We start from the raw sequence: 17,068 nt of genomic DNA, 5'->3' as shown, positions 1-17,068 counted from the left end.
TCAGGAAACCAAGGAGTTCAGCTGCCGCCACAGCGCGTCCATCAGCTGCTCCCAGGAGGCGCCGTTTTCGCGGTAGGCCCCGGAAGTGGCGAGGTAGACGGCTTCGAGCAGCTTGTCGACCGGCAGCCCGCCGAACGCTTCGCTCCGCCTGACGAACTCTTCGATGATCCGCGACCGGTGGGCGTCGGCCGGGTCGAGCATGTGCGCGGCGACCATCGCGGCCAGCTGGTCGACGTCCGGGTCCTTGGTCTCGTAGCGCAGGCAGCGCCGCAGGAACGCGGGCGGGAAGTCGCGTTCGCCGTTGCTGGTGATCACGACGATGGGGAACGCGTGGCACCGCACCTGTCCGCCGATGATCTCCGCTGTCGAATCGGGATCGGCCGTGAAGACCTCGACCACCGGTGTGCGCCGCGCCATCCGGACCAGCTCGGGGATTTCGAACTCGCCGTCCTCGAACAGGCTGAGCAGGTCGTTGGGCAATTCTTCTTCGGACTTGTCCAGTTCGTCGATGAGCAGCACCCGCGGCCGCCGGCGGGGCAGGAACGCGGTGCCCAGCGCACCGAGCCGCACGAAGTCGCCGATCGGCGGCTCCGCCACTTCTCCTGCCCCGCTGCCGGCCGCCGCCGACCGCGAGCCGGCGGCGTGCGCGCGACCGATGGCGTCGTAGCTGTACGTCCCGGTCTTCAGCGTGGTGTGCGAAGTGATCGGCCACTGCAGGACCCGGCCCAGCCCGAGTTCACGGGCGATCCGGAAGGCGAGGCTGGACTTCCCGCTGCCCGGCCGGCCGGTGACGAGGAGGGGACGGCGCAGGTAGAGCGCGGCGTTGACCATGTCGACTTCGTGGATGTCGGCCCGCGGCACCGATTCGGTGCTGGCGCCGCCGAGCCGCCGTTTCGTTTCCCGGTCGCCGGGTGGCGCCGGCACGTCGTCGAGCAACGGCCCGCCGTCGAACTCGCGCCACGGCGGCGGGGGCGGGAGCAGGTCCGCCCGCTCGGGTGCGGGTATCCCGGTGCCGCGGTAGACCCACCAGCCCGGCGGCCGTTCAGGATGCTCGTCCTCGTTCATCGGCGCTCCCGGGTGGCGAGCCCGGCCGGAACGGCGGGCTGTCGAGGAAAACCACGCGCGCCGGATCGTCCCAGAGGACGACCAGATTCCGGACGACGCTCAGGTCCGGCGGAATGGTCGTTTTCCGAAAAGCGGCGCACCGCGATTTCTGCACGCGAGCGGGAAGGTCGCCGAGAGCACCGCCTTCGACCAGCCACGTGACCACCTCTCGCAAGAGATCCAGCGACGCCTCGGGATGCCATAGTAGTGCGGGGAGCCCGGACCGCAATCCCGCCGCGAGTTCGTCTTCCCCCGGTCTCGGCCGCGATGCCGGCGCGGCCGCGAGAACCATGACCACCCATTGATCCTCACTGAGTATCGCGTCGAGCCGGTGCCGCTCACCGGTGTCTTCGGAAGTGCAGAAATACACCCGTTCAGCCGAAGGATCGGTCATCATCGCTTCCCACCGCAGCCGCCAGGCCCGGTGCCAATGCCGCGAACGCATCCGTTCCAGCGACCGCACGACAATCGGGTAATCGAGGAACAACGGCCGCGGATCGCCGGTTTCGTGTTCTTTGCACCAGAGGTGCACCGGCAGGTTAAGCAACGACCTCGGCAGGACGAACTCGAGGCGGACTTCGCCGCGGTACTCCGCCCACGCGTTTTCCGCTTCGACGACGAGCGTGTCGACGTGGCGCTCGAGCTGGTCCCCGGTCACCGTGTCGAGACCACCGCGGGCGGGCGGCCATTCTTCCGGATCGTCCTGGCGCCAGTAGGAAACCAGGTGCCGTCCCGGGTCGATGCCGTCGGGCTGGACGACGATCATCAGGTGCAGCCGCGAGTCGGCGGGCGAATCCGGCTCCCGTTCCGCGCGCAACGCGGCCAATCCCGCTTCGGCCTGCAACCGCCGTGCCTGCACCGCATTCCAGTGCCGCAGTTCACCGGCGAGCCCGGGCGGGCTTTTCCCGGCCACGAATTCGACGAACGCGAGCGCGGGCGGCAACCCGTCCGGCGGGGTGTTGAAGTCGGAAAGGGCGCAGAAGGCGTCCCAGGCGTCGCGGACGTCGATTGGGGGATCCGCCGATCCGGCCGCTCGCCGGAGCAGCGCGCTCAGCCGGGGCGGGACGACGCCGAGCAATCGGGCGCGGAGCCACCACAGTTCCGGTTCCGGCAGCAAGTCGTGCATGCGCGGCTGGTCCACCAGCCGCCGCACCTGATCCGATTCGCGCGACTCCGGCCGCATCATCCGGACGGCGTCGGCGAGCGCGACCATTCCGCCATCCGCTTTCGCGCAGGCGTTGACGACTTCGATCAGGTGATCGCGTCCGGTCACCTGATCCGGGACCACCAACGGCGAACCGAGGTTGTCGTCGATCAGGTGCAGCAGCAACGCGCGGCCGGCGGGATCGACGGCCAAACCCGCTCCGGCGAGGACGTTGACGATCGCTTCCCGGACCGAGACCGTGGTGCCCGGCCGGTAGCGGAACTCGCGTCCGGGCCCGTAAACCCGTTCACCGGCCGACACGTGACGAACCACCTCCCCCGGCGTGCGCTCGGGACCGTGAGTTTACCGACCGGAACCCGGGGAAAAAGGGGCAAAAGCTGGACAAGCGTCAGTGCGGCCGGTGTTCCGGCCAATCGCCGATGATCGCGGCCAGCGCGGTGACCTGAGGGGATTCCGGCTCGATGGTCCGGACCGCGTCGAGCAGTTCCCCCAGGCCGCCGTCGAAACGCTGGCACGTGCGCGCCAGCGCGATGACGTGCAGGCGATCCTCGGCGTGGTAGGGCACGACGTCGGCGATCTCCCGGCGGGGGAACAGTTCCAGCAGCAGCCGCCGGCTTTCCGGTTTGCGCACGCAGGGCACGGCGAGCAGCGCGTCGATCAACGCCGGGAAGGTCCCCCGGCCGGCCGCCTTCGGCGCGGTCACCACCACGCCGTTCACGCGGCCGAACACGCGCAGCCACGCCCACGCGGGCCGTTCGCCGGACTTCACCTGCACCGGGATGCGGCGGAACGCTCCCGGGTCGGCGGCCGCGTCCTGGGCGACGACCTCCTCGTACAGCAGGTCCGAAGTGATCAGCACCAGGTCGGCCTTCGACTCCTTCTGCGCCGCCTTCGCTTCCGGAGCTTCGAGGATGCGGAACGTGAAGCTCGCCGCCTTGCTGACGCGGCCGTGGCTGCCCTCCGCCACTTCGCCCGCGTGCAGGGCCAGGCGCAACTGGACCTGGGCCTCCTCCGCGTGCACGTGGTTGTAGCGGCGCAGTTCGTCGCGCATCCGGGCCGGGAACTGGGCCACGAGGTCCGCCTTGGCGATGTCCGGGGGCAGCAGGATCATCGCGCCGTCGCCCGTGTTCTCCACGTAGCAGGAGTCCCAGGGGATGCCCGTTTCGGCGAACGTCGTGCGCAGGACCCGCCAGAGGCCCTCGTGGACTTCTCGCAGGTGGGCCAGGGTGCGGCTCGGGTTGTTGTACCCGGCGACGTCCACGGCCATGATCGTCCGGTGCAGCGCGGCCGCATAGGAATGCACGACCCACCTCCCCACGTCCCGCACCCAGTGTCCCAGACGTATGCACACTCGGCCATGTTCGCGCAGGGCGTTACCCCGAAACGCGCCGCTCGCGGGGCCCGGCCGTCCATAATTCGGCGTGCCAACGACACGCCTGCACCTGGTGAGCGCGGACGAGGACCACCGCGTCTCCACCATCGAGCTCTTCTTCGACCTGGTCTTCGTCTACGCCATCACCCAGACCACCCAGCTGATGGCCGACCACCTGAGCCCGGTGGGGGTCGGGCAGGGGCTGGCCATGCTCGCCGTCCTGTGGTGGTGCTGGTGCAGCTACGCCTGGCTCGGGAACACCATCCACGTCGACCACGGCATCGCGCGGCTCGCGATGTTCGGGGCGATGGCCGTGATGTTCCTCGTTTCCCTGACCATCCCCGAAGCGTTTGTCGACTTCCCCGGCGGCTTGTACGCGCCCGTGCTGTTCGTCGCCTGCTACGCGCTCGTGCGGCTGCTGCACCTCGTCGCCTACCTCGGCGCTGCGAAGCACGACCCCGGGTTGCGGAAGGTCCTGCTCAAGATGTTCGTCGGCCTGCTGCCCTCCGTCGGGCTGCTCGGCGTCGCCGCCTTCCTGAGCGGACCGTGGCAGCTGGGGCTGTGGGTCGCCGCGCTGCTGGCCGACTACCTCAACGTCTACCTCGCCGGGCCCGAAGGGTGGCGGCTGAACGCGCCCGCGCACTTCGCCGAGCGGTTCGGGCTGATCGTGATCATCGCGCTCGGGGAGTCGATCGTCGCGATCGGCATCGGGATCGGGTCGCTCCCGATGTCGTGGCTGGTCACCGGCGGCGCGGTGTGCGGGCTGGCGCTGGCCGCCGGGATGTGGTGGACGTACTTCGACGTCGTCGCGCGCGTGTCCGAGCACCGGCTCACCCAGGCCGAGGGCACCGAGCGCACGAAGCTCGCCACCGACTCCTACACGTTCCTGCACCTGCCGCTGATCGCCGGGATCGTGCTCGTCGCGCTCGGGCTTAAGAAGGCCTTCCTGTACATCGCCGACACCGAGCACCACTCGCCGGGCGAGGCGCTGCACGGGGTGCCGATCTGGACGCTGACCGGCGGGCTCGGGCTCTACCTGATCGCGCTGAGCGCGCTGCGCAAGCGCAACCTGGGCAGCTGGAACCACCAGCGGCTGGTCTTGGGGGTGCTGCTGGTCGCGGCGACGCCGCTGCTGGAGCACGTCCCGGCCGCGGTGCTGCTGCTGGTCGTCGCCGCGGTCGTGCTCGGGCTCATCGGGTTCGAGCGCCTGCGGTTCGCCGAGTGGCGCAAGCAGGTGCACGCCGAGCATTCACAGTAGCTCCGGGCCGACAACGGACAGCAGCCGCAGCTTCTCCGCGTCTTCGGTGCCGGGCGTGGCCGTGAAGACCAGCAGCAGCTGCGCGAGGTCGTCGGTGAAGAGCAGCTGGCAGTCGAGCGCGATCTCGCCGAGGCCCGGGTGCACGAGCGTCTTGCGGTGCTCGAACGGCACCGCGACTTCGTGCGCTTCCCAGAGCGTCGCGAAGTCCGCGCTCTTCGCCGCGAGCAGCCGCGCGAGGCCGGCGGCGCGCGGGTCGGTCGCGCTGGCCGCGCGCAGGCTCGCGACCAGGAACCGGCCGTGGCGCGCGCGGTCCGCCGGCGGGTAGAGCAGCTGCTCGGCCGGGTCGGTGAACCATCGATAACTCGCGCTGCGCGCGGGTCCGGTGTGGCCGGTCTCGTCGCCGAGCAGGGCCCGGGCCGGCGGGTTCTGCACGAGCGTTTCGCCGAGGTTCGACATCACCTGCGCGGGTGTGTCGTGCAGCCGGTCCAGCACGCGCATCAGCGCCGGGCTGACGTGGTCGGTGCGCGCCACGCGGCTCGGCGCGGTGTGCCCGGCCAGCCGGAACAGGTGGTCGCGCTCGTCGAGGGTCAGGCGCAGGCCGCGAGCGATCGCGGCGAGCATCTGCTCCGACGGTCGCGGCCCGCGCTGCTGCTCCAGCCGCGTGTAGTAGTCGGTGGACATCCCCGTGAGCGCCGCGACCTCCTCGCGGCGCAGCCCGCTGGTGCGGCGGCGCTGCCCGGGCGGCAGGCCGACGTCGTCCGGGCGCAGGGCCTCCCGGCGGCGGCGCAGGAAGTCGGCGAGGTCGGCGCGGTTCACGGTCCCGATTATCGACGCTTCGGACCCGCGTACCCAGGGATCGCCGGTCCCCCGATCGGCGCGCTCTGCCGCGCCCCCGCGCGCGCCGCGACGCTCGAGTCCATGAGCACTTACCTGATCACCGGCGCCAACGGCGGCCTCGGCGCCGCCACCGCCCGCGAACTCGCCGCCCGGGGTCACCGCGTCGTCCTCGCCGTGCGCGACCCCGCCCGCGCCACGCCGCCGCCGGGTGACACCGAAGTCCGTCGCCTCGACCTCGCCGACCTGACCTCGGTGCGGGAGTTCGCCGCCGGCTGGTCCGGCGGCCTCGACGTCCTGATCAACAACGCGGGCGTGATGGCGGTGCCGTACGCGAAGACCGCGGACGGTTTCGAGACGCACATGGCCGTCAACCACTTCGGCCCGTTCCTGCTGACGGACCTGCTCCTGCCGCACGTCACCGGCCGGGTCGTCACCGTCTCGTCCGGGCTGGCGCGGACGAGACGGCTCCGTCTCGACGACCTGAACTGGGAGCGCCGCCGCTACTCCGCGCTGGGCGCCTACAGCCAGTCGAAACTGGCGAACCTGCTGTTCACGCAGGAGCTGCAGCGGCGGCTGACGGCGTCCGGGAGCGCGGTCCGGGCCGTCGCCGCGCACCCCGGCGTCGCGCGCACCGGCCTCGATCGGCACTTCGGCCGCCCCCTCGCCTTGCTGTTGAAGGCGCTCTACCCGGTGATCGCGCAGAAGAAGCCCGAGTACGGCGCACTCCCCATCCTCTTCGCCGCGACCGAGGACGTCCCGGGAAATGCCTACGTCGGCCCAGGCGGCCGGAACGGCGAGCGGCCCCGGCTCGAACGGCGCACGGACCACGCCGGCGCGCGGGAGCTGTGGGAAATTTCAGCTCGCCTTACGGCGTAAGGTCACCCCCCGCACTGGCGCCGGAGCGGCTCCCGCGTTAACCTACTCGCGAGTAGGTAACGGATGGAGGGCCACATGGCTGCGCCAAGGAAACGGGACGCGATGGGCTGGGGCCTGTCCGCGCTGACCCGGCTGGCCGGGAGCAAGGTCGTCGACCGCGCGGGGCTGCGCAAGCCCCTCGAGGACCTGGTCACCGCGGGGACCCGCAACGGCTTCCGCGTCGCCGGCGCGGCGACCCGGTCGTTCAAGTCGGTGCAGAAGCTGGGCAAGCCCGCCCGGCTCGCGCCGTCCGCCGACACGGGGCTGTTCGACCTCACGCCGAGCGAGGACCAGCAGCTCATCGTCGAGACGGTGACGGAGTTCGCCGCCGAGCAGCTGCGGCCGGCCGCCGCGGACGCCGACGCGAAGCTCGAGGCACCCGAGGGACTCCTGAGCCGGGCCGCCGAGCTGGGCATCAGCCTGGTCGGCATCCCCGAGGAGCTCGGCGGTGTCGGCACCGAGCGCTCGGTGGTGACCAACGCGCTCGTCGCGGAAGCGCTCGCGCACGGCGACCTCGGCCTGGCCGTGGCCGTGCTCGCGCCGTCCGCGGTCAGCACCGCGCTGGTCAGCTGGGGTGACGAGCAGCAGCAGGCCGACTACCTGCCCGCGTTCGTCGGCGAGAACGTCCCCGCCGCGGCGCTGGCGCTGCAGGAGCAGAAGGCCCTGTACGACCCCTTCAAGCCCGCGACGAAGGCGCGTCGCACGCCCAAGGGTTACCAGCTCGACGGCGTGAAGACGCTGGTCCCGCGCGCGGCGCAGGCGGAGCTGTTCATCGTGTCGGCCGACCTCGAAGGCCGCGGCCCGGCGCTGTTCCTGGTCGAGTCGTCGACCGCCGGGGTCACCATCGAGGCCGAGCCGGCGATGGGCCTGCGCGGCGCCGCGACCGGCAAGCTGCACCTGGAGAAGGTGTCGCTGCCCGCGGGCGCGCTGCTCGGCGGCGGCAAGCTCGACGTCTTCACCGACCTCGTCCGGCTTTCGCGGCTGGGCTGGGCGGCGCTGGCCGCCGGCACCGCGAAGGCCGTCCTCGACTACGTCGTCCCCTACGTCAACGAGCGCGTGGCGTTCGGCGAGCCGATCAGCCACCGGCAGGCGGTCGCGTTCTCCGTCGCCGACATCGCGATCGAGCTGGAGGGCCTGCGGCTGGTGACGCTGCGCGCCGCGTCGCGGGCCGAGCAGGGCAAGTCCTACGCCCGCGAGGTCGCGCTGGCGCGGAAGCTGGCCGTGGACAAGGGCATGCAGATCGGCAACGCGGGCGTGCAACTGCTCGGCGGGCACGGCTTCGTCAAGGAGCACCCGGTCGAGCGCTGGTACCGGGACCTGCGTGCCATCGGCGTCATGGAAGGCGCCGTCCTTCTCTAGGCTTTCGCGAAAGGCGTTAACGATGATCAACCTGGAAGCTCCCAAGAAGGCCGGCGCGCTGATCAACCAGGCGTACCAGGCCGCGGCCGAGGTGTTCCGGCCGATCTCGCGCAAGTACGACCGCGCGGAACACACGTACCCGGCCGAGCTCGACATGTTCGCGGCGCTGCTGGACGGGCTGAACTCGTCCGGCGAGGGCGGCGCGGGCGCGGCGGGCGTCCGGCGCTCCGGTCCCGAGAAGGAAAAGGGCAACCGCAACGGCGCCAACCTGAACGTGGTCCTCGGCACGATCGAGATGTGCTGGGGCGACGTCGGCCTGCTGCTGTCGATGCCCCGTCAGGGCCTCGGCAACGCGGCGATCGGCTCGGTCGCGACCGACGAACAGCTGGAGCGCTTCTCCGGCATGTGGGCGGCGATGGCGATCACCGAGCCCGCCTTCGGTTCGGACTCGGCGGCGGTCAGCACGACGGCCCGCCTCGACGGCGACCACTACGTCCTCAACGGCGAGAAGATCTTCGTGACGTCGGGCGAGCGCGCGGACGCGGTGGTCGTGTGGGCGACCCTGGACAAGTCCAAGGGCCGCGCGGCGATCAAGTCGTTCGTGGTGGAGAAGGGCACGCCGGGCTTCGAGGTGGTGCGCGTCGAGCACAAGCTCGGCATCCGCGCTTCCGACACGGCGGTGCTGCGCTTCGAAAACTGCCGCGTCCCGGCGGAAAACCTGCTGGGCACGCCGGAAATCGACACGGCCAAGGGTTTCGCGGGCGTCATGCAGACGTTCGACAACACGCGCCCCCTGGTGGCGGCCATGGCGATCGGCGTCTCGCGGGCCGCGCTGGAGGAGACCCGCGAGATCCTGACGGCCGCGGGCGTCACCATCGACTACGACCGCCCGGCGAACACCCAGCACGCGGCGGCGGCCGAATTCCTCCGCCTGGAAGCGGATTACGAGTCGGCGTACCTGCTGACGCTGGAATCCGCGTGGATGGCGGACAACCGGAAGCCGAACTCGCTGCAGGCGTCGATGGCCAAAGCGAAGGCCGGGCGTTCGGTGGTGGAGATCGCGCTGAAGTGCGTCGAGCTGACCGGGGCGTACAGCGAAGAGTCTTTGCTCGAAAAGTGGGCCCGGGACGCCAAAATCCTCGACATCTTCGAGGGGACGCAGCAGATCCAGCAGTTGATCGTGGCTCGCCGGATTCTGGGGAAGACGAGCGCTGAGCTGAAGTAGTTGTGACGTAACGGAAAGCCGCCCGGTCGCTTGTCTCTCCTTGAGGCTTTGCGACCGGGCGGCTTTCGCGTCGGCGGGGACCGGTTTCATGATCAGGCCGCCTCCAGGCCGTCATCGACGGCAGGCCGTCCGAACACCGCGTCGACGGCCTCACGCGCCCGCTGGTGGCTCGACGGGACCAAGTGCGTGTACGTCCGGAGCGTGAAGCCCGGATCAGCGTGGCCAAGGTAGTCGGCCAGCTCCGTAATCGACACCGCACGGGCCAGGAGCGTCGAGGCGTAGAAGTGACGGAGCGCATGCATCCCGTCCGCGCGACCTCGATACTTGATCTCGGCCGTCCGGAACGCTCCGTGCCAGACAACCTTCGTGAACAGGTCCCCGGAGTACAGCCGACCACCTTCCCCGGTCATCAGCAGCCGTGCCGTCACCGGCTCACCGTCCGCGCTCTGCCACGGCAGCGTGACGGCCACGGACGGGAACCGGTCCTCGTGGTCGTCGATCTCCGCCAGCATGGCGGCCGACAGCGGGATGGTTCGCTCCTTGCCCCGCTTGGGGGGCGCGAACATCATCACGCCCCTGACGGTCTTGATCTGCCGACGAATCCGCACGGTCATCGCGGTTCGGTCGACGTCATCGGGCGAGAAGCCCAGAATCTCGCCCTGCCGCAGTCCGAATCCGGCGCCGAGCGGAACCGCGATCTTGAACCGATCCGCGAGCCCCGACCGAACAGTCTGAACACGTTCCTCCGGCCATACGACGATCGGCGGGCTACTCGCGACCGGTCTCCGCACTGTCTTCGCATGACACGGGTTCTCACGAATCCGGCGGTCGTCCACGGCCGAGTCCATCACGCCGGAGACGGTGTTGAACAAGACCGCTTGATAGTTGTCCGAGAGCTTCCGCGCTTCCATCGAGCCGACCCAGTCACGAATAGTCGACGGCTTGATCTGCCCGACCTTCTTGGTCTCGAAGACCGGGTAGATCTGGCTTTCGAGCCGACTGAGGATGGTCGACCGAGTGCCAGGGTCCGGGGACTGACTCTTCAACCAGCTCTCCGCCTGCTGCCGAAACGTCGTCTGCGAGGCTCGCGGATCGATGTACTTGTCCTCGCGCTTGTCCGACTCGACGCCGATTAGGAAGTCCTCAGCGCGCTTCTTTTGTTTGTCCGCGAACGACTTCGAGCGTTCGTTGTTGTCCGGGTCGAGGTAGCGGACCTTGTACCGCAGCCCGATGCCGTACAGCTCGGACCGTTCCATGACGGGCTTGCCCCGCGCGTTGAGGATTTCCTTTCCGGTCACCGCATCCCGCGCGGGGCGATACCAACGATCTTGAATGTGACCCATCAGGCCGCCTCCGCGTCGACCCAGGCACGCAGCTTTGCCGGGTCATAGCGCAGGTGCCGGCCGATCTTCTTGACCGGCGGGCCCTCGCCGCGCCATTTCCACTGATAGAGCGTCTTCACCGGGACGCCGAGGTAGTCCGAGACGTCCTCGACGGTCCAGAGCCGTTCGATGCGGTGCACGTTGTCCATTGCTTCCCCTTTGATCAGGCCGCGAGTCCAGTTGCCGAAGTTTCTGGAGGTCTCTCCGCTGCCAGTAGCGCCCGGTCGTACTCGGCCTTCCACGTGATCCGTTCCGCGATCGCGCGCATCACCAGGTGCGGCCGGGGCGGTACCTGCGGGTCGCCGGGCTCGACCTTGCGCCAGACCTGCTGTGACCGGTCGGTCTCCGGCTTCTCGATCCCGACCGCCGCGAGCGCCTGGAGCACGAAGGCCCGCCGGTCGGCCTTGTGGTCGACGAGGGTCTTGCCCGACCACTTCCGCGAGACCAGGACCCGACGGCCGGGCAGCCCGAGCGTGGTCCGGCGGTGAGCCCGGCCCTTGCAGTGCACCGGGGTGGTCTTGCCTGTGACGCCCTTAGGCTGGATGCCGTAGAGCAGCCAGACCGCGCAGCGTGGCGAGCACGGCGTGATCGACAGCTCCGCGTGAAGCCGGTCGTGGTGATCGGACTGGGCCGCGCTGTCCGCCTCGACCACTTCGCCGGTGGACTTGGTGAGGTACTTGGTCAGGTAGCCGATGTGGCGGCCGGCCTCTTCGGTGCCGCCGAGGATGCCCTTCGAGTGGACCTGCCGCCCGAACGTGACGACGTGCGCCGGGCGTTCGACGGCCTCCACCGCGTCGTCCCACCGGGCCAGCGGCTGACGTGTCTCCGGGTCGACGAACCCGTGTTCGGGACCGTCCCAAACCGGACGCCGGTCGACGTAGACGATTTCGTCATGCGCCGGCCACCAGACTTGGTGGTAGGTGGCTTCGGTGACCTGGCGGATCACGTCGTGCGGCACCGAGCCCCGGATCGCGGCGTGCAGGTGCGGCGCGGCCCGACGCTGCGGCTCGACGGTGGCGAAGTACTGCGCGTCCCAGCCGACGACCCGGCGCAGGTTCTGCCACCACCGGTCCACCAGCGCCGAGAAGTGCACCGCGTCCCGAGCGGCCCGCCGGTAGTCGTACCGAGACGGGTCAACCGGCGAGCCGTCGCCGCGGACCGGCCCGTAGGTGTCGCAGGTCAGCGTGACGAACATCGAGGGCCGGAACTTCCCCGCGTACTCCCGCCCGACCGTCGTCTTCGCGACCCTCCGGCGAGGCAGGTTCGGAGCGTCCTGCCGCCGCTTGGTCGACCGCTTCACCGCCCGCTTGGCCGGGACGTCGAGGGCGGGCAGCCGGCCCCGCATCCCGAGTTGCCGAAGTTCCGCATCGACCCCCGTGATCTCCTCTCGCAGTTCCTCCGCTTCGGCCGGATCGTGCTCAACCACCTCTCGATACGCGGCCAACAGGTCCGCCCGGTAGGTCAGCAGCTCCTTGTGGTCCTCCGATGGCGGCTCGGCGGTGCTGTTGGGTTCTTCGGTCAGGTGCCAGCCCTCGCGACACTGGGCCTGCCGGAGTGCCTTCGCCTTCCGCGCACACGGCAGGCACACCGACTCCACCGTGGAGCCGCAGGGCACGGGCACGTAGCGCAGCTCGCCGGTGGTGGTGTCCCCTACTTCCATCGTGAACGGCCGGACGCAGACCCCGTGCTTCTCCGCCGTCGCCCGGATGACGTCGGCCGCGAGCGGGGTTCGCATCCGTTCGGCGCGTGTCTCGCTCATCAAGCCGCCACCCCCTCGGGCGAAGACCAGCCACGCAGCACGTACACGGGCATGTCCTGTTTCGCTCCGGCCGGGAGGTCGGGGAAGGTGCTCGGCTCGAACCGGACCACGCCGTAGACCTGGACCGGGATGCCGCATGGAGTCCGGCCAGTGACCGAGATGTGCAACCACTTGCCGTTGCACAGCCGCCATAGCCGCGCCGAGACGTCCTCGAGCGTCTGCGTCCAGACAAGCAGTGCCCGCGCGACCTCCGGTAGGCCGTCGACGTCGAGCTGGACGGTGATCGGGCTGGACCAGGCATTGATGTCGACCGACGCGGCCGGCGGCAGCTGGTGGGAGTCGAGGTGGTCGCGGATGGCGTCGAGGAAGATCATCAGCCGGTTCACGCGGCCACCCCCTCACCGCCGTGCCGCAGGTCCGCGACACCCCCGTTAGTCACGTACGCCTCCAGGGCCTTGATCGTGGCGTCGGAGACCCACCCGGCCCGGATGCGCAGCGGTTCGCGGATGCCTTCGCCCCACACGTAGCCCACACCGGCCTCCGAGTCACCGATCCGGTTCGCCCACGCCCCGCGCTCGTACGCGCCGTCGCCCAAGACCATGCCCACGTGCGTCTTCGAGGTGACCCGCAGGCAGACCCGGCGGGTGAACAGCTCCCGCACGGGAACGGTGTCCTTGGTCGGCTCCTGGACGTAACCGCGCACCGAGATCCCCAATGCCCGGCCTTGAGTGGTGAGCAGGGCGACACGTTCCACAATGGCCTCACGGGTCTTGCGGTCGGTGTACTTGGTCAGCGCACCGATCTCGTCGAACTCCAGCAGCTCCAACGGATACTCCGCCGACACCGGGATCGTCCGCAGCCGACCGGCGAACGCGCGCTTGCGCGATTCCATCTCCTCCACCAGGCCGTCAAGCAGCTCGACCGCTTCCTTGCCGCCGACCGCGTACCGGGTGAAGATGCCGCGCCCGTACGCGAGTTCCATGCCCTTGGGGTCGATGCCGGACATGCGCACCACCCCGGCCCGGATTGCCGACGCGGCCGCGACCAGCGGGCACCACATCACCGAGTTCTTGCCCGCCCCGGATGCGCCAGCAGTCAGACAGTGCGCGCCGGAGCCCAGCAGCGGCACCCGCCAGTCACGGCCGTACTCGGTCCGCCCGGCCCAGACGTTGCGCAGGTCCACGCCGGTCGAGTCGACGCCGTCCGGGACCTGGGGGCCGGCCACCCCACCGCCGAGCAAGTCGCGGCGCTGGAAGTCGATCGAGACGACGTTGGGGGCCAGTTCACGGACCTGGCAGCGAGCGACCTTCCGTGCAACGGCCAGCGCTCGGGCGGCCTCGTCGAAGTCCTCCGGCTTCTGCCCGGCCACCAGCTCCACCCGCACCTCATCCCACGACGCACCGGAGCGGACGCCGAGCACCTTCGGCATCCGTGCGTTCGGCCGGTTCGAGGTCGAGCGGGAGAGCGCGCGTCGACGGCCGACGAGGTTGACGTTCACCACCACCGGCAGCGCCTCGTCCCGCACCGACAGACCACACGCGTGCAGCCACTCCGGCAGCTTCCGCCCGTAGACAGCCCATCGCGCCCACCAGGAGCGCAGGAACCGCCAGCACCACTGATCGAACGGGACAGGGCCGATCAACCACCACGTCGTCAGGACCACCGCGATGCAGCCCAGGACCAGAGCGAGCGACAGCCAGCCCAGCAGTTCGCACCAGGCGTAGACCGCGACCACAACGAGGCTGGTCCGCCACCGCGTCACCACCTGCGCGAGCATCCAGACCACGGCCTTGCACAGCCACCACAGGGCCACGAACACCACGGCCGCCGCAGCCAGACCTTCGACCACCGACGCCACGGCGCGGCCAATTTTGTGCAGCACCCACACGCCGAGCCCGAGCCCAGCCAGGGCAACTACCCCGAAGCCGGGTGACATCACCGACCACCCCGCTTCACGTCGAGGTCCAGCGGCAGCATTCCCAAGCAGGGAGCGCACTGGTTCTCGCCGGGAAGGAGCTTGGCGAATCGTTTGCAGGAGGCGCAGCGCGTTCGGGTGACCCCCGTTGACGCTCGCCGGTTGTCATCGTTTAGCGTTGTCATTGTTCACTTCCGCTGGTTGTGGACAGCGCAGGAGCGGCAAGGTTGGTAGCCAGGTTCCGCTTCTGCGCCTTACGGATCACACGCCCACACATCAGGACGTGCTTCATCGCCGCACGTCATAGCGTGCGTTTTTCGCTAGTACTGTTGACTTTCTGGTCGTCTACATGCGACTAATGGCCGGGCTTGCCGTCCGCCTGAATTTCCGCCGAGATCTCACCTGCCTGCCGTTCTTCGTATCCGGCCCAGTACAGCGCCTCGTGGTGATGACCCCGGTCGACGTCCGCGATCGCCTTGTACAACCGCGCGTTGCCGAGCCGGAACGCCAGCCACACCGACGGGTTCGCGTTGTTCGCTGGCCGGCGGTCCATCACGACCTCGTGCGCCTCCCGCAGCGTCTTCGGCTCAGCCTTCCGCACGATCACGCCTCTCCGCGCGGGCTTCCAGCAGCGCCGCCAGGTCCTCGGCGTGGTCGCGGAGCCGACGAAGGAACACCGCGCATCCCGTCCAGGCGGTCTGTCCTCCGGCGGCACCAGCGTCACCACGCACAACCCACCGGCCAGCACCAAGACCGGCGGACATGACGCGCCCGTCCCGGTCTCCTCCACCGTCACCTCGGTACCCGCCCCGACTGTCCAGCGCAGCCCCAGCCCGTCCCACGTTGCCGTCATGCTTTTCCCACTCCCGGGCCAGGTCGGCGAACCCCTCGGCCGCCGACTCCAACGCCGCCACACACCACCACGGCAACCCACGCGCCTGCGCCAACTCGTGCCACGCCCGCGACACCCGCCGAGCAGCGTTCGCCGTGTTCGTCGCACTCACCGGCGACAGGACTGCACGCCCGTGCTCCCACGCGGCCATGTAGTCCCGATACGCCCGCTCCCACGCCTCGACCCGCTCGCGGAAGCCCATCCCTGTCACGCCGCCTTCGCCGTCTCACCGGACCCACCGGACCGAGACGCCTTGCTCGCGGCCTGCTTGAATCCGGTCGCGCGGAACACGTAGGACTGATACTTGAACTCACCCTGCCCCGCCACGCGCGGCTCCGCCGTCAGACCGTCCAGCTCGATCGGCCGCATCCCGGGCAACGCCTCCGACGTCGTCGGCACCGGCTGCACGTCGGCAAGAAGGGTGATCTCGAACGACGCCCGCTTCGCCCGCGTCTCGGCCGGGTCAGTGACCATCACCTTCCACTGCCGCTTACCCGTCACCTCGTCAACCCGCTGCCGCACCGGACGATTCGCGGCCCGGTCCTCACGCGACTGATACTCGTTGTCCGGCGACACCTCGCCCACCATCACCAAGCCCTGCGGAAACGCGTCGTCGAAGTCGATCCCGAACCGGTGTCCCTTGTCGATAGCCATGCTGAATCCCTTGTGTCGTCTATTGGTTGGTTACTTCGGGCGGTTCTCCGCCTCGTGCCGCTGCGGCGTCCAGTGCCGCGCTCACCTCATCCAGTTCCCTCCGCAGTACGGCGATGGCGTCGGAGTCCACGAGCAGGACCACCGGGAACGCCTTGCCGAACCGGACTTCCGCGCGGTTTGCGTACGTCAGCGCCCGGACACGAATCGGCAGATCAGCCGTGACGTGGATCTGAACCGTGTCGCGCATGCCACGCCGCGCCTACGCCGCACGTCGGCGAGGTACCGCCCGCTTGTCCGAGCCAGCCAGCCAGACAGTCGTTTCAGTAGTCACGCGTTCCTCCTCGGTGTCCTGGCACCGGGCCTGCCCCGGCAACCTGACACCCAGACTCCGCCAAAACGCGGGACGTGATCACCACGTGGCGGGACATCTCGGGACGTCGCTGGTACCGTCGAAGACGTCCCTACACGTCCCAAGGGGTGCCGATGCCGAACGAACGCCTGCGTGACGCGCTACTGCGCAACGGCCTGACGTTGGAGCAGGTCGCCAAGGCCGTCGGCGTCGATCAGAAGACCGTCGAGCGCTGGATCACCAAGAACCGAACGCCCTACCCCAAGCACCGGCACAAGATCGCCGCCATGGCACGCGAGTCAGAGACCTACCTGTGGCCGGACTCGGTGGCTCCGGAGCGCAAGGTCGAGACCGCCGCCGCCGAGCTTGTGCAGGTCTTCCCGCACCGCAACGCCGTCCCCGTCGAGCTATGGGACCGGCTGATCAAGGAAGCATCGGAGACTGTCGAGATCCTGGTACACGCGGCGTTGTTCCTGGTCGAACGCCCACGGTTCATCAAGGACCTGACAGCCAAGGCAGCGGCCGGCGCGAAGATCCGGCTCGTGTTCGGAGATCCCGAGGGAGACAGCGTCGCGCTGCGCGGCGAGGAAGAGCAGTTGGGCGACGGGACGCTCGCGGCGCGCATCCGCAACGCGCTGGCGTTCTACCGGCCGCTGATCGGCGTCGACGGGGTCGAGATGCGCTTCCACAACACGACGCTCTACAACTCGATCTTCCGGTTCGACGACGAGATGATCATCAACACGCACGTGTACGGGTTCCAGGGAGCCCACGCCCCATCCCTCCACCTGCGAAGACTGTCCGCCGGGGACCTCTTCGAGACCTACTCGGAGAGCTTCGAGTCAGTCTGGAACCTCGCCAAGCCGGCCACCTTCTAGGAGG

The 17,068-nt window shown here is 69.5% G+C and carries 17 protein-coding genes; 5 read left to right on the top strand and 12 right to left on the bottom strand.

What is annotated here, in order from left to right; genetic code table 11:
• The 3 genes from AB0B33_RS01025 to AB0B33_RS01015 form a co-directional block, all read right to left on the bottom strand.
• Positions 1-1,065, bottom strand: coding sequence for an AAA family ATPase (locus tag AB0B33_RS01025; RefSeq protein ID WP_247018970.1), 1,065 nt, complete (start codon positions 1,063-1,065; stop codon positions 1-3).
• Positions 1,043-2,569: a hypothetical protein gene (locus tag AB0B33_RS01020; protein WP_360765249.1), complete on the bottom strand. Its 1,527-nt coding sequence runs from the start codon at positions 2,567-2,569 to the stop codon at positions 1,043-1,045. The genes AB0B33_RS01025 and AB0B33_RS01020 overlap by 23 nt, the downstream gene beginning before the upstream one ends.
• A gap of 88 nt (positions 2,570-2,657) precedes the next feature.
• On the bottom strand, positions 2,658-3,572 hold the full coding sequence (locus tag AB0B33_RS01015; RefSeq protein ID WP_360765247.1) for a hypothetical protein: 915 nt from the start codon (positions 3,570-3,572) through the stop codon (positions 2,658-2,660).
• Between the two features lie 118 nt (positions 3,573-3,690).
• On the opposite strand from AB0B33_RS01015, the gene AB0B33_RS01010 reads away from it, so the two are divergent.
• A complete protein-coding gene (locus AB0B33_RS01010; protein WP_360765244.1) occupies positions 3,691-4,899 on the top strand; it encodes a low temperature requirement protein A in 1,209 nt (402 codons plus the stop codon).
• Here AB0B33_RS01010 and AB0B33_RS01005 read toward each other — a convergent pair.
• Complete coding sequence (locus AB0B33_RS01005; RefSeq protein ID WP_360765241.1) at positions 4,891-5,715, bottom strand: helix-turn-helix transcriptional regulator; 825 nt, start codon at positions 5,713-5,715, stop codon at positions 4,891-4,893. The genes AB0B33_RS01010 and AB0B33_RS01005 overlap by 9 nt on opposite strands.
• 102 nt (positions 5,716-5,817) lie before the next feature.
• On the opposite strand from AB0B33_RS01005, the gene AB0B33_RS01000 reads away from it, so the two are divergent.
• The 3 genes from AB0B33_RS01000 to AB0B33_RS00990 all read left to right on the top strand — a co-directional run bounded on the left by AB0B33_RS01000 (position 5,818) and on the right by AB0B33_RS00990 (position 9,235).
• Positions 5,818-6,612: an SDR family NAD(P)-dependent oxidoreductase gene (locus AB0B33_RS01000; protein WP_360765239.1), complete on the top strand. Its 795-nt coding sequence runs from the start codon at positions 5,818-5,820 to the stop codon at positions 6,610-6,612.
• 102 nt (positions 6,613-6,714) lie between these two features.
• Positions 6,715-8,010 carry an acyl-CoA dehydrogenase family protein gene (locus AB0B33_RS00995; protein WP_360766188.1) on the top strand — a complete coding sequence of 432 codons (1,296 nt, stop codon included), beginning with the start codon at positions 6,715-6,717 and terminating at the stop codon, positions 8,008-8,010.
• Between the two features lie 22 nt (positions 8,011-8,032).
• A complete protein-coding gene (locus tag AB0B33_RS00990; RefSeq protein WP_360765235.1) occupies positions 8,033-9,235 on the top strand; it encodes an acyl-CoA dehydrogenase family protein in 1,203 nt (400 codons plus the stop codon).
• A gap of 92 nt (positions 9,236-9,327) precedes the next feature.
• Here AB0B33_RS00990 and AB0B33_RS00985 read toward each other — a convergent pair whose 3' ends face one another.
• The 8 genes from AB0B33_RS00985 to AB0B33_RS00950 all read right to left on the bottom strand — a co-directional run bounded on the left by AB0B33_RS00985 (position 9,328) and on the right by AB0B33_RS00950 (position 16,084).
• Entirely contained in the window at positions 9,328-10,578 is a 1,251-nt protein-coding gene (locus tag AB0B33_RS00985; protein WP_360765232.1) for a site-specific integrase, read from the bottom strand.
• Positions 10,578-10,766, bottom strand: coding sequence for a helix-turn-helix domain-containing protein (locus tag AB0B33_RS00980; RefSeq protein WP_360765229.1), 189 nt, complete (start codon positions 10,764-10,766; stop codon positions 10,578-10,580). The genes AB0B33_RS00985 and AB0B33_RS00980 overlap by 1 nt, the downstream gene beginning before the upstream one ends.
• A gap of 14 nt (positions 10,767-10,780) precedes the next feature.
• Positions 10,781-12,376 (bottom strand): replication initiator, encoded by a 1,596-nt coding sequence (locus tag AB0B33_RS00975; RefSeq protein ID WP_360765226.1) that lies wholly within the window; start codon positions 12,374-12,376, stop codon positions 10,781-10,783.
• On the bottom strand, positions 12,376-12,762 hold the full coding sequence (locus AB0B33_RS00970) for a hypothetical protein (RefSeq protein WP_360765224.1): 387 nt from the start codon (positions 12,760-12,762) through the stop codon (positions 12,376-12,378). Before AB0B33_RS00970 ends, AB0B33_RS00975 begins: the two co-directional genes overlap by 1 nt.
• Positions 12,759-14,312, bottom strand: coding sequence for an FtsK/SpoIIIE domain-containing protein (locus AB0B33_RS00965; RefSeq protein WP_360765221.1), 1,554 nt, complete (start codon positions 14,310-14,312; stop codon positions 12,759-12,761). Before AB0B33_RS00965 ends, AB0B33_RS00970 begins: the two co-directional genes overlap by 4 nt.
• A 334-nt stretch (positions 14,313-14,646) precedes the next feature.
• A complete protein-coding gene (locus AB0B33_RS00960; RefSeq protein ID WP_360765218.1) occupies positions 14,647-15,144 on the bottom strand; it encodes an AMED_5909 family protein in 498 nt (165 codons plus the stop codon).
• A 246-nt stretch (positions 15,145-15,390) separates the two neighbouring features.
• Complete coding sequence (locus AB0B33_RS00955) at positions 15,391-15,837, bottom strand: hypothetical protein (protein ID WP_360765216.1); 447 nt, start codon at positions 15,835-15,837, stop codon at positions 15,391-15,393.
• A 19-nt stretch (positions 15,838-15,856) separates the two neighbouring features.
• A complete protein-coding gene (locus tag AB0B33_RS00950; protein ID WP_360765213.1) occupies positions 15,857-16,084 on the bottom strand; it encodes a hypothetical protein in 228 nt (75 codons plus the stop codon).
• 236 nt (positions 16,085-16,320) lie between these two features.
• Here AB0B33_RS00950 and AB0B33_RS00945 point away from each other — a divergent pair, with 236 nt between their 5' ends.
• Entirely contained in the window at positions 16,321-17,064 is a 744-nt protein-coding gene (locus tag AB0B33_RS00945) for a DUF5919 domain-containing protein (protein ID WP_360765211.1), read from the top strand.
• Positions 17,065-17,068: the final 4 nt, after the last annotated feature.

The organism is Amycolatopsis sp. NPDC049159 (assembly GCF_040648295.1).
Lineage (GTDB): Bacteria > Actinomycetota > Actinomycetes > Mycobacteriales > Pseudonocardiaceae > Amycolatopsis > Amycolatopsis pretoriensis_A.
The sequence above is the reverse complement of the archived record's forward strand: the minus strand, read 5'-3'. Positions and strand labels throughout refer to the sequence as shown.